6 protein-coding genes are annotated in these 14,134 nt (G+C 44.4%); 1 reads left to right on the top strand and 5 read right to left on the bottom strand.

The window, feature by feature from the left end:
- Positions 1-5 precede the first annotated feature (5 nt).
- The 5 genes from GGD38_RS04130 to GGD38_RS04110 are packed head-to-tail and all read right to left on the bottom strand — an operon-like array spanning position 6 to position 10,288.
- Positions 6-1,445 carry a fasciclin domain-containing protein gene (locus tag GGD38_RS04130; RefSeq protein ID WP_375299288.1) on the bottom strand — a complete coding sequence of 480 codons (1,440 nt, stop codon included), beginning with the start codon at positions 1,443-1,445 and terminating at the stop codon, positions 6-8.
- A 52-nt stretch (positions 1,446-1,497) separates the two neighbouring features.
- The gene (locus GGD38_RS04125; protein ID WP_375299289.1) at positions 1,498-3,204 is read right to left on the bottom strand and encodes a fasciclin domain-containing protein; all 1,707 of its coding nucleotides are present in this window, start codon (positions 3,202-3,204) and stop codon (positions 1,498-1,500) included.
- Between the two features lie 14 nt (positions 3,205-3,218).
- On the bottom strand, positions 3,219-4,712 hold the full coding sequence (locus GGD38_RS04120; protein ID WP_375299290.1) for a RagB/SusD family nutrient uptake outer membrane protein: 1,494 nt from the start codon (positions 4,710-4,712) through the stop codon (positions 3,219-3,221).
- 58 nt (positions 4,713-4,770) lie between these two features.
- Positions 4,771-8,061: a SusC/RagA family TonB-linked outer membrane protein gene (locus tag GGD38_RS04115; RefSeq protein ID WP_375299291.1), complete on the bottom strand. Its 3,291-nt coding sequence runs from the start codon at positions 8,059-8,061 to the stop codon at positions 4,771-4,773.
- 22 nt (positions 8,062-8,083) lie between these two features.
- Positions 8,084-10,288: a fasciclin domain-containing protein gene (locus GGD38_RS04110; RefSeq protein WP_375299292.1), complete on the bottom strand. Its 2,205-nt coding sequence runs from the start codon at positions 10,286-10,288 to the stop codon at positions 8,084-8,086.
- Between the two features lie 600 nt (positions 10,289-10,888).
- On the opposite strand from GGD38_RS04110, the gene GGD38_RS04105 reads away from it, so the two are divergent.
- Positions 10,889-14,131 carry a SusC/RagA family TonB-linked outer membrane protein gene (locus tag GGD38_RS04105; RefSeq protein ID WP_375299293.1) on the top strand — a complete coding sequence of 1,081 codons (3,243 nt, stop codon included), beginning with the start codon at positions 10,889-10,891 and terminating at the stop codon, positions 14,129-14,131.
- The last annotated feature ends 3 nt before the right edge of the window (positions 14,132-14,134 follow it).

Below are 14,134 nucleotides of genomic sequence, written 5' to 3'. Positions count from 1 at the left end.
TTTCACTATTTAAAATACGGTTCAAGCCTTATATAATCACATACCAGGGGATTGGTTGCCGCTGTTGTATTGGCTGCCCCCACCAGGTACACATTCAGTGTGTTTTTAAACGAATCAACCTTAACCTCGCCAATATATACTTCGCTGTAAATATTCGGCGATACGGTGGTGTAAGCAAGCGCTGTAGATGTAGGTACACCGAAAGCAAGCTTTTGGGTGAATGAAGCGGTTTGAAAATCGTTCAATGCCACCCAGTAAGCTTTATAACTCATACTTGGTACATCGGAAATGCGATAGTTTATGGCAAAAGAAGATACCCCATGGCCGTACACCAATACATCCCTGAAATCGCGTTTCGTAAGCGTATCATAGCGGTCGCGGAAGTAAGTATTGCTTCTTTTATCAACGCTGGTACCGGAATAGTTTTCGCCCTGTATTACAAACTGCTGAAGTTTATTTGCCAGCGGAACTGCCATTTTGTTCATGATATATACAATACCGTTGCTGGTTGTAATGCTTTGCACAATAGACGATCTGTCTATAGGAACTTTTACATTCGACTTCGATAAAAGGGTATCGGGCAAATCGGCCTGCGTATACACTCCTTCAAAAGCAAAGTCCTTTACAATATGCCATTGGGCAATGCTGGCAGTTGATATTGAATCAACAGATGTGAAATACGGACTGAACTTTTTTGTTTCTGAATTCCAGGCGGTATCAACCAGCACAAAAAGCGTGTATTGTTTGCTTTCATCATTCAGGTTGTACACGTTTCGCCAGAACCTGTTGGTCATAACCGAATCGGTACCTGCCTGGTAAATAGGAGCACCCGTAGTAGGGTTCACGCCGGTTTGTATGGCATTTGACGTGTCATATACATTCATGAAAAGCGATAACAGGTAATTCTTTTGGGCCGAAGGAATGGCGCTGTTAGTGCTCAATGTTTCCCAACTGTTGTTAAGGGCTGGCAGCATTTTGTTTATCACTTGCAGCACGCCATTTTTTGCCCGCAGATCGGCGCGTTTAATATCGACGTTTTCGATTGTTGTGCCGAATATGTTATGATATTTACCATTTACCATGGCAATTCGCTGTGTGGCCGAAGTTGTGCTGGTGAGGTAAGCCTGGTTACAAATATGATTGCCTATGAACTTGTTTAATTTTGCTGTATCATTTACGATCGCTGCATCCAACCCGGCCAGTGCCGCGTTATCGGGTGCATATACTGTATAGGTTTTGGATGAGGCGAGTAATTTATCGTAACCGCTTTTTGAAAGCAGTTCGGCAAACCTGCTGAGCGATGTATCGGTACTTATTTTATCAAACAGGGTACTGGTAAGCGAATCGTCAGTGATGGCATTGTGATCGTCCCACTTTTTGCAGCCTGTGAGCCCTATAGAAGCAAGCGCACCTGCAAAAAGAATTGTATATACACGTTTACGCATTATGTCTTTTTTATAGTTCATGCTTGTCTGTTCAGTTTTCTGCCTTTTATTCCTATTGATAGATTTTAGTACCGTCTATCTTAAACTTCGGCCATACCTGGTTGTCGTCTAATGGAATAAAATGTATCATATCGAGGTAATCGTTATTTTGGGTACCCGACAGGTTCGTTATGCGAATTGTTTGGCGCTGGGTAGTTGGAAACTCATAGGTGCCTACCAACCGGCCGGCATAGTTTGAGTCAGTGTTATATGCTCTTACCTCTGTGTATTGTTTCCAGCCAATGGCTTCCAGTTCGGCATCGCTGCCCTTTGGCCGCAGGTCGGTAAAGTTTACAGTGCGGGGCATAACTTCACCGTTTACCGAAACCTGGCACAACATGTTAGAGCTGCTTGATTGTTTGCTGCGTGAATAACACATCCATATTTTGTATTTGCCTTTGACAATGGGCGGTGTGGTCATTTCCCAGTAGGGAGGACGGGCGGGCAAGCCCAACGGCAATTGGTTCACATCGTTGTTCACTGCATATCTTGTAACGCTGGAGGTAGTGCTATAGCTATAAGTGAAAATGTTGGTGCTTGCCAGCGAGCCCCAGCCCCAGGTAATTTCTTTAAATGGCTGATCGGCTTCGTTTATACGTGTCCATGTATAGCTTTGTTTCTTATAGTAAGCTGGCAGCTTTAAGATCTCAGGGAAGGTTGATACATCCCAGTATAGGGCTGCTGGTTTACGATACTTTACTGTAAAGTGAGCTTTAGCATCGTGCCAAACACCATTTGTAGCCGCGTTATCGCTGATGGCGCGGTTGATGGTAACACCCGTTTCAATTACACCGTTAAACTCAACCTGGTTAAGCACTACATTCTGGTTTATCAGTTCAACAGAGATCACTTCCTGCGGCTCCATGGTACTATGAGAAGGTGCATTGATGATATCGCCCAGGAATTTTACACCTGATAGAATGTGATAAGCGATGTACATATGCAAACTGTCGTTGGTATTGGTGGGGCTGCTTGTTTTGCTGTACTTCTTTTTCAGATCGGCGTAACTGTTGATACCACTATCGGCCAATGCTGCATTGCTTTCGGCCATTACGGTCATCCAGCGTTTGGTAGTGTCGGGGTCAACAGTATTCAATAAAGTATAAAAATCCGTTTCTTTAAGCGCCTGAACAAAAATTGAGTACTCAGGTCTTGCTTCCAGTTGCTGCGCAATGGTAAAGGTAGACGGCTCCAGTACATTGTTCAATTGGTGTATATAACCATTTCCTACTTTAATGTTCGATTGTGTTACAAGCGACTGGCGGTTGATGGTATAGCTCGATGTGCCGCTTTCGTTCGATACACCGGTTACAAGGAACTGACCGAACATGGTGGGTACCGGCAGTTTGCCATCTTTAAAAGAGGCGGTGGTAATGGTATCGGTAAGCAGGTGAAACTTCACCATGTTTTTCAACCTGGTTAAATCGGCTGCTTCAACACTGGCTGCGCCAATTTTGGCAAGCCATTTCGTTACACCGCTATTGGTAGGTGCAAAACAGGTGTATGCACCATAAGCGTTTAAAAAGTCGGAGGTTTCGGTACGGTCGAGTATTTGTTTGAATAATGAAAATGAGTCGGGATATTTTTCAAGGTATCCGGTAATGTTTACATCGCTGGTAGTACTTGCGCCATAGTCTACTTTTTTGCAGGCAACAAAGTACGCAAGCGCAGGAACCATAAACCCGCAAACAAGTAACTTCAAAATATTTTTATTGTTCATAGTAATGAGGTTAATTATTTATAGAAGGGGTTTTGTTCCAGTAATTTGTTGGTTTGCATTTCGGTAAGGTTAATAGGCATGTAGTGCGAGTTCCGGTCCTTTAATTTGTTAAGGGCAGCTTGTTGCCTGTCTTGCGGAATACTGATGATGGCCATATCCATCAGGTATTGGATGTTTTGATAATTGTTTCGTTTGGCATTGCGTAAAACATCGAACCAGCGTTTGCCTTCAAAGGCAAATTCGCGTTGGCGTTCCTGTAAAATGAATTTTTCCATGGCCGCCTGGCTATTGGGATCGGGGCTTCCGTTGAAGTCGAAGGCATGCGCCCTGGTCCTGATCTGGTTGACAAGGTCGGCTGCCGTTTGCGGATCGTTCAACTGGTTAAGGGCTTCGGCTTTCATTAACAGAATGTCGGCATAGCGATAAAAGATCCAGTGTGCATACGACTGGCCAACTGAACGCAGACTGCTGGCTGCGCTGTTCGCTCCAATGTATTTCCATATAGTAAGATCGCTGGCGCGGAGGGAATTGCCTTCGCCCCGCAGATCAACCAGCGGAGTGGCGTTTACGTGGTCTACACCAAATACATCTTCCATCAGGTTCGATGCGGCGCCCCAGCGGCGGGTAGCCAACAGGTGCATATTGTAAAAGGGATTCAGTTTTTGCGCATCGAACTGTAATTCAAAAATGCCTTCGTTCGAATTGCCTTTGTAATACAACTCGTTGAACAGATCGAAGTCGCCGCCTATTAAACCGAACTTTCCTGAGTTGATCACTTTGTTGCATTCAGCTACGCATTCGGTGTATTTCTCCATCCACAGGTATACATCGGCGAGAATGGTGTTCGCTGTATATTTTGTAACGCGGCCTTTATCGGTGTTTTTATTTCCATAGGTAGTTGGCAAATTGCCTTCTGCTTCTTTCAGGTCGGCCACTACCTGCAGTAATACACTGTCTGATGGCGATTTGGGCATAGGAGCAATATTTTCATCGCTGAGGGTGGCTGCCAGTTTTAAAGGCACATCCCTGAACACCCTTGCCAGGTAAAAATACATGAGTGCCCTAACGGTGCGTGCTTCACCAAGAGCCTGGTTCAAATGTTCCTGAGTAAAGGTGTTGTCGCTTTTAAGTACACCGGGCGCCAGATCAATTACCGTATTGCAATAGTTTATGGTTTGGTAAAGGGAGCTCCACCGGCTGTACGTGTTGGTAGAAAGAATGTTCAGGTTTACAATGTCGTATTCTGAAGCACTGGTGCCTACGCCGGGAGCAACCATATCGGTCCTTCCTTCGCCCCAAATAAAGAGGTACTCAGCTAATGGCAGGTCGGTGTTGCTTCCCAACATAGATGCGTAAATGCCGGTAACGGCTGCATCTACCTGTTCTTTTGTTTTCCAGTAATCATCCCGCACGAGTCCGTTTTGCGGTTTAAGGGAGAGCCATTTTTTGCACGATGCCGAGCCTGCCAGTAACATCAGCAAAAAAGCGTATGTCGTTAATTTCTTCATTTAAAGCAGTCGTTTATATTCAGTGTTATTATTTCTTTTTGCAATTGCATTCCATTATTTAAAACCCTGCCACCAGGCCAATCGTAAACACTTTTGTAGGTGGTGTCATACTGTCATCGAAGGCTAACCGAAACGGATCAGATCCGGAAGCGCTGATCTCAGGGTCCTGCCCCGTGTATTTAGTAACAGTGAAAAGGTTTTCGGCAGTTACATAAGCGCTGAGGCTTTTCATTTTGAATTTCGACAACACTTTGTTATCTACAGTATACCTAAGGGTTACCGTACGAAAACGCAGGTAAGAAGCATCTTCTACATAACGATCGCTACCCAGCCAGTTGTAACCGCCGCCTATCAGTGCGCGGGGAATGTCGGTTACATCGCCTTCCTTGCGCCAGCGGCGAAGGGTAGCGGTGCTTTGGTTATCGAAGTAGTACATGTTGGTAGAGTTCATTTTGGTACGGTTAATAACATCGAAATCGTACCTGAAGCTGAAGAAGGTCGATAGTTTGAGTTTGTTCTTCCAGGTAATGGATGGACCAAAACCACCGGTTAATTTGGGGTTGCTGTTACCAAGGTAAACCACGTCCATATAGTTGATGTTACCATCGTGGTTCACATCTTCATACATGGCGTCTCCGGGTTGAAAGATGTAGTCGATATTGGGATAGTTAAAGCGCATGTAAATAACCTGTCCGTTGGGACCCGCAATGGGTTTACCATTGTTGCCCTGCGCCAGGGTTGCATTTTTATCGGCATATACACCTTTGTATTTATAACCGTAGAAAGAGCCGAACGGGTGATCGGGTTGTATCAAACGCAGGTAGTCGCCTAATTTGGTTACATCGCCTTTGCTGTTAGGATAGTATTCAGATAAAGAGCGAATGATATTGTCGTTGTGAGCTACGTTAAAGTCGAACGAAACGCTTAGGTCTTTGGTTTTGTAAGGAGTTGTCCATACGCCTACTTCCCAACCCTGGTTATCCATAGTACCAATGTTCATGTTCACACTGCTGTAACCGGTAAAGGAGGCAATGGCCAAACCATTCATGTAAAGGTCTTTTGTTCTGTTGCGGTATACTTCGGCATCAACTCGTACACGACCGCCGAACATTGATAAGTTAGCACCTATATTGGTACCATTAATCGTTTGCCATCTCAGGTTTTTCAATTCCATGCTGGCAGGGTATACGGCACTTTGTCCCTGATAACCCCAGCTATAGGTTGAATAGTTACTGTAGAATGTATAATCGTATTTAGGGGCTACACCACTTTTTCCGTAACTGGCACGAAAGCTCAGGTCGTCGATCTGTTTTATGCTGTGCATAAAATTCTCACCTGATACGCGCCAGCGAAGTGAGACCGATGGAAATAAGCCATAGCGATAATTTGGACCAAAGCGGGAGTTGCCATCGCCACGTAATGCGGCATTGAGCATGTATTTGTCTTTAAACCCGTACTGAGCATCTACTACGGCGCCAATGGTGCGGGTTTGTGAAGTGCCTGAATATGACATCAGGTCCGAGTTCTGCGTTCTGGAAGCAATGGAAGGGTCAACTAGTAACGAAGAAGCGGTATTCGATGTAATAGATTCCTGGTTTACTACTTTCTGATCTTCTGTGAAAGTAGTTAAGGAACTGATGAAACTGTGATCGGGATTTTTGAATTGTGGGGTATAAGCCAGTTGGATCTTAGTGTTCACTATAAACTGGTCCATATCGCCATCGTATGCCCGGTTCACTACTGTTTCGGTACTGTTACGGCCGGTTGCTATCTGGGGCAGAAAACTGTTGTTCTTGGTATTGTTGATATCGAACTGTACATCGAAAGAAGTTCTGAGTACCGATTTAATGATATCGTAGTTCACCTGAAAGCGTGGCATCACCCGGTCGCTAAGCACGCCATATTTTGCCTGTGTAGCCATAGCTACTGGGTTGTATATACGGCTAAATGTTCCCTGCACGTTTGAAAAAGGGGAGAAGTAGTTAGGCGTAATGTTCCCCTGCTCATCATATTCAAACACGCTTTGGTTGGGCATTTTGGCATAGGCCACGGCACGTATTCCGCTTTCGGCGTTGTTGGCATTGTTGCCTAGGTAACTTCTGTCCTGGTCGCTATGCGTATAAGAAATACTGGTGAATATTTTGATCTTTTCAGAGATGTTATAATCCAGGTTAATGCGCGATGTAAGGCGTTTAAAACCTGTTCCCAGGGTAACACCTGTTTGGTTAAAATAATCTACCGAAGCATAATAACGGGCTTTTTCACCACCGCCTACCATACTTAGCGAATGGTTTTGCAAGGTGCCGGTCTTTGTGATCTCATCGATCCAGTTGGTATTGTTGCTGTAGTTATTGTACCAGTAAGGATCATTGGGATCGTAATTAAACTCACGTACTGATGTGGGAAGCGGTGAACCGATGCGGTTCATATAACCTTCCGGAATCATCGTTGAATACTGGTTACCATTTAACAACGGAATGGCCTTTGGTATTTGCGAAACCGAACCTTTGAATGTATAAGAGATGCTGGGTTTGCCAACGGTACCGCGTTTAGTAGTAATAAGCAATACGCCGTTTGCGGCGCGTGAACCCCACATAGCAGTAGCGGCTGCATCTTTCAATACGGTGATGTCTTTAATATCGGCCGGCGAAATGTTCAATAATTGCGCATAGCCCTGTTCGTCGGCAGAACCAAAGTTGAAGTCGCTGGGAATTTCTGTTTCAATGGGCATACCATCTACAACTATCAAGGGATTACCGTTGCTGCTGATGGTACTTACGCCACGGATACGGATGTTCATGGCGGCGCCGGGGTCGCCACTGCTGGCGGTAATATCTACACCGGCCAAACGGCCTTGCAGGGCCTGATCGATACTTGCGGCCTGCATTTCTTCCATTTCCTTTGCAGTTATTTTAGAAGCTGCAAGTGTTGAGTTACGTTCATTAACACCCAAGATACCGTTGTCGGTTTTTTTACCGGCTACTACTATTACTTCACCCATATCGCTGGAGCCATCTTCCATTTGAAAATTTATGGTGGTACGGCTGCCAATGCTTTGCGATGTGGTTTTAAAACCTATAGATGAAACAGAGAGTTTATTTTTGGGATTGGTTATCCGCAGCACAAAATTGCCTTCTATGTCGGTAGAGGTACCTTTTATGACCCGGCCATCTTTATCCACCTCGGTTACAGAGGCTCCCAGTATGGGTTCTTTTGCCTTTTTGTCGATCACCTTTCCCTTTACCACAACTTTACTGTCTCCGCCTTCGGCATTCTGCGCGGTGGTGTTCAATGCCATCAAAACGGCAAACATCATTAAGCAGGCGATCGTTTTATATAATTTCAACATAGTGATCAATATTACAAGTGGGTTATTCGGTATATTTTAAGTAATTGTCGATTAAGTGGAACACACAGCGGTTACTGAGATTATTGCTGTTACCCAGGATCACATTTGCCGTTCTGTTATTCATATCGGTCAGTATCATGTTATTTACCGTGTTGTTGTTCACGAAGACCTTGGTGGCGTCGCCGGCGTTGGTCTTGAACAGTGTTTCGTAAGAACCACCGTCCATGCCATTGGTGGCAACAGATTTTTTGTTCAGGATATGATAATAGATGAATTTTTCTATCTTAAATTTTTCAGTGGCATCGGTGGGATTGGTGTTGGCTGGTAATAAGCCATCGGCCACTGCTTTATTGATGGCGTTATTATCGGGAATAAAGAATGTATAGAACGCACCTGATGCTACGTTTAAGATATCGCCGGTAGAAGCCGTATAATTCGACCAGTTCTTGAAATACTGCCAGAAGTTGTAGTACTGTGAACTGGGGGCGGTGGCCAGTTTCTCGAGGTGTTTTGAAACCGGTAATTCGCTGAAATTAAGTATACGATCTATATAGTGTACGGTACCATTCTTTGTTGTTTTGGAGGTTTTTACATTGGCCACATTGCCTTCATCTCCGTTGCCTGCGGCATATACGGTTTGCCCATTGTAGCGAATAAATTCGCTGCCATAGGTGCCCAGTACGCCCGAGCCGGCTGTACTGGTTACATCAGTAGCAGGAACTACGTGCAGATTCAACACCCGTAGTAAACGCACCAGCACAGATGAACCTGTTATAGTTGCGCCTCCGCCTGGCGGTGTATAACGCCATTGATAGTTGGGGTTATTATCAACCAATGAGTCCTTGTAACCTGCTTCGATCAACGCTTTATTGCTTACCAGGAAAAGGGTATACTTCTGTTTTACATTAGATATTATATATTTCAGCTCCTGGTTCAGCAGGCTTGTCATCATAGAGTATTCGGGATCGAGGTAGGCCTTTCCATATACACTGCTGAATACGTTTGCTTCCTGCACTTTGTTGGTGCCATAGAACATACCGTTACTCAGTACCTTTTTATCAACTACATCTGTAGCCGGATCGAAGCGGGCTTCTTCGCCCTGGAAATTATACGTGGTACTGAATTGGGATGGCCACACCGCCGTTTGAAACATATGGGCGTTGATAAAGTCACTGATGATGTTCAATGGCAGGTCGTTTATCGAACTATAATGTTCAAGCAATACATTTTTCCTGTAGTTCTCCATGGCGGTGTTGTTGGGAACAAACATGGTATAGCTGTTCCACTGGCCATCGTTATCCTGGTTTTTCAAAAAGTTTTCGTTGTTGGGCGAATAAGCCAGGGTGCTGCTGAATACTTTGGTGTAAATAGACGCCTGGCTACCGTGTACATTATTATAATTGGTAGTTACGGTATTGTTGAGTGTATACTGGATCAAAAATTTGTCGAACAGGGCCCTGAACTCGCTATATTCAGGTTTATCTGCCAGGTATTGATCGATACTGGGCAGGGCGGTGATCACTTTGTTTACAGTGTGAATGATGCCGTTCTCTGCAGCAATGTCTTTTTCAACAACAGCTGCATCAACAACATTGAAGCCGGTATAAGTAGAAGTGGGATAGAAATAATTGTAGTCGGCTGCGGTAAGGCCTTTGGCCGTCATGAAATTATTTACAAAATACGGGATGTATTTATTGTTGTTATCGGCATCCACATAATAAGTGCTTCCATTGTTATTCCTGTTACTGGCAATTAATTTAAGCGCTTTGCCGGTTGTATCGGCACCATCATATACACCTGTGTAATAGGCGGTACGTCGTCTAAAGGCGCTGTTTACCAGCCAGCCGGTTGAACCTTGTCCGTCGCCAATGCGTTCCTGTTTAAAAGCATTGTACACCAGGCAGTAAGTCACAATTTTTCTACAGGCTGCGCTGTCGAGCTGATCAATTCCACTGATGTTGTTCTCTTTGAAATAAGTTTGGAAAGCAGAATCGGTGGGGGCGAAAAAGGTCCAGTAACCAGCAGCGCCCAATGTGTTTTTGTAACCGGCTTTATCGATACAGGCAAGCAGGTTTGTAAAATTTCCACGGGATTCAAGTTGCTGGTAAATGGGGGCTTCTAAGCTATCGGGTCTGCCGTAATATTCGTCCCATTCTTTTTTGCGGCAATTACCAAATAATACACTAATAAATACAAGTAATAAAAGCGTCTGTCGTGATTTGAACATGGCAAGAGATTGTTTTGTCTTTATATGAAAGCCAGATGCAAACGAATTGTATATAGGGCCCGCCTGGGTCTATTGTGCAATTGATTTAAATGCTTTTAAAGGCTGGTGAAACTCCGGTAAATAGTAAATGAACTGAAAATGAAGGGAAAGTATAAGGCATAGCTATCACTGTAGAGGTGACAGCTGTAATAAGATAGTACAGCATGGCAAGTCAGTTTTCGTTTTGGTTGTTAGCAGTAGCAGTAATTAATATAAAATTAAAATTTAAGACGCTAAAACTATCATGAGGCATCCTGCTTGGGATGGCATATTCTATGCAATCGTTCCCGGAATTGTTATTGTGACGTTTAAAAGTAAAAAATCCATCTTTTAAATATATGGGCAGCAGATCGTTGTGTTTTTTTGTCTACGATATTATTGCCCTTCAGATACTTCTACAGGATTGTAAAAATTGTAGCACACCACATCGCTATCGGGTTTAAACTGTTTCTACTTGTTACTAATTCATTATTAACAGGATGGGACAGGACGACTGTTGCAACATGCGATCCTAATTTTAAGCCACCTAAAAGACGATTGTTAACTATTTAAAGTGTGCATATGAGAGTTCAGCAACTGTTGCCTAAGGGTATTTGGCTAGTACCAGTTTTCCTTCTCTTTACTTTTTTCAACGCAACATCACAAAACGAGACCGGTAGTATTGGAATTACCGGAAAAATCACCGACGAAAAGGGCAATGGAGTGCCCGGCGCCACCGTGGAGGTTAAAGGCACAACCAGAAGTGCCAGCGCCAAAGAAGATGGTTCCTTTTCTATTAATGTAGTTACGGGCAAAGAAACCCTGGTTATTTCATCTGTAGGTTTCGAAAAAAAGGAGTTTCCTTTAAACGGCGAAACCACGGTTACCATTCAACTAACCAGTTCAAAGAACACTACACTCGATGATGTGGTGGTAATTGGTTATGGTACACAAAAAAAGCGGAACATTACGGCTGCCACTGCAACATTTGATGCCAGCAAGCTCGATGAGCGCCCGGTAACAAGGGTCGACCAGGCGCTGGTTGGTCAAATGGCTGGCGTGGCTGTTAAACAAACCAGCGGTGCGCTGGGCAAAGGCCTCAGTGTACAGGTGCGTGGTACCGGTTCTATTACAGCAGGTAATGAGCCCCTGTATGTAATTGACGGATTCCCATTAGCTACAGCTTCGCCAAATGCATCGGGTAATTATGCCAACGGTAACCCGCTCGACAATATCAATCCCAATGATATTGAAAACATTCAGGTATTAAAAGATGCCGCCGCGGCAGCCATTTATGGTTCCCGGGCCTCTAATGGGGTTGTACTCATTACCACCAAACGAGGTAAAACGGGTAAGGCAAAAATTGATGTGAACAGTAATATCGGTTTTACTGAACGTACCCGAAAGCTTGATATGCTGAGCGCACCGGAATGGATCGACCGCTTTACTGAAATGGTGAATGCAAAATATGTGGCCGATTATGGCAGCCAGGGCGCAACCGCCAGCGACAATAACGCCAAACGTCGTCAGATCTTAAAACTGGGCAGCACCGCCTACAACGCCACTTATATGACCGATGAGCGTTGGGCCGACCCGGAACATAAAGGGTTACGGTTTATCGACTGGCAAGATGAGATCTTTCGCAAGGGCTTAACACAAAACCACCAGATCTCTGCCAGTGGTGGCAGTGAATTTGTTCGCTATTATGTTTCAGGCAATTTCACCCGGCAGGAAGGCATGGTGATAAACAATGATTTCACCAGTTATTCGGCCCGTGCCAATGTTGAGGTGAATGCAAGTAAGAAACTGAAATTCGGGTTAAATATCGCGCCTACTTATTCTATAATAAACGATCCGGGTATAGAAGGCAAGGATAACATCCTTCACCAGGTATTGAGTATGAGCCCCGTTCAGGAAGATTCCATGGGGCTTGAGCCAAATGTTGGCATGAATGATCAATACCGGTGGAGTACTTCAACTAACAGCCCATATGCTAAATTAAAGAACATACTGGGTAGAACAGCACGTTTCCGTACTGTTACCTCCGTTTTTGGCGAATACCAGATCATTCCGGGTATGACATTCAAAACAACGGTCAACCTCGATAATATAGACTACGACAGTAAAAGTTATACGCCTTATAAAGTAGCCAGCAGTCTTGCTACCCGTTTATCGCAGGCAACACTGCAATCGAGTGGATCATATAACAGTTACAAGAAGCAAACTTTTGTAAATGAGAATACCATCAATTACACTAAGACCATCGATAAGCATGATATTTCTGCGGTGGCTGGTTTCTCGTATAATTCAGAAAAGCTCGATAACCAGGAAATAAAATCCAATGGTGGGTTCAGAAATGATGTAACTACTTTAAATAGTGCTAATGGCTATACCAGCACTACTACTGAAACAAAGAATATCCTGTTGTCGTATTTAGCCCGTGTGCAATATGCGTTTGATGGTAAATACATGTTCTCGGCCAGTATACGTCGTGATGGATCGAGCCGTTTTGGGAATACCTCCAAATGGGGTTGGTTCCCCAGTGCTTCAATAGGCTGGCGTGTTTCGGATGAGAGTTTCATGCGCGACATTTCTTTTATCAACGAGTTGAAATTGCGTGCAAGCTGGGGTAAAGCAGGTAACTATCAAATCCCCGATTATGCTACCATTCCAACGCTTTCTGCTTATAACTATTCATTGAATGGCGGGTATGTTATTGGGCAGGCTACCGGCCCTATCGGGCAGGTGACCAACGGTGCTATTTCAAACCCCAACCTTACCTGGGAAAAATCACAAACCTATGATGCGGGTTTTGATGTAACTGTGTTAAACAACCGCCTGAGTGCATCGTTTGATATTTATACCAGAAAGAGCACGGCGTTATTGTTGAATGTGCCTATTCCGTGGACAACCGGATTTTCTACATACCTCGACAATGTGGGTTCTACCCGTAATAAAGGTTGGGAAGTAGAGCTTTCATCACGCAATATCATTAAGGGGCCGGTACAGTGGACCACCTCTTTTAACCTGAGCCACAACAGCAACAAAGTGCTGGCGCTGGGTGAGGGTCAGTCACAGATCATTATCCCTACTTCACTGGCAGGTGCGCAACACTCTATTTTACGCGTGGGTGATCCATTGTATAGCATCTATGTAGTTAAACAGATTGGCATTCTTACCCAGGAGGATGTAAATAATCCAAAAGTGGGTAAATACGGACCCGAAACAGTGGGTGATCCCAAATATGAAGATTTCAATGGGGACGAAACTATTGACCTGAACGACCGTCAGATCGTAGCGCATCCCAATCCGGATTATGTATATGGTATGACCAACACCGTTCGGTACAAAGGATTTGATTTTTCTGTACTGGTGCAGGGGCAACATGGCGGATCTATTTATTCGTTATTGGGCCGCGCATTGGGTAGAACAGGCCAGGGTACAGTTGATAACGCGCTGGGCTTTTTCCGCGACCGCTGGCGTTCACCCGACAACCCAGGTGCAGGTAAAGTAGGTAAAGCCTATTCTACCTTTGGACAGATAGCCAATACCGATTGGTTGTATTCCTCCAATTACTGGCGTGTAAGAATGATAAGCCTGGGTTATGATCTGAACCGGATAATAAAAGCAAAGAAGGTATTGCAGAATGCACGTGTATACGTTACTGCTGAAAACTTCTTTGGCCACGATAAATACAAAGGTGGTTTAAACCCCGAAGCGAACAATACCGACCTGAGTGGTAGTACTTCGTATCCTGAACCAGGCGATTATGGTGGATTGCCTTTACCAAAATCGTTGATCCTGGGTGTAAACATTACTTTTTAATTC

Origin of the sequence: Niastella sp. OAS944 (genome assembly GCA_024809215.1) — a bacterium.
Lineage (GTDB): Bacteria > Bacteroidota > Bacteroidia > Chitinophagales > Chitinophagaceae > Niastella.
The sequence above is the reverse complement of the archived record's forward strand: the minus strand, read 5'-3'. Positions and strand labels throughout refer to the sequence as shown.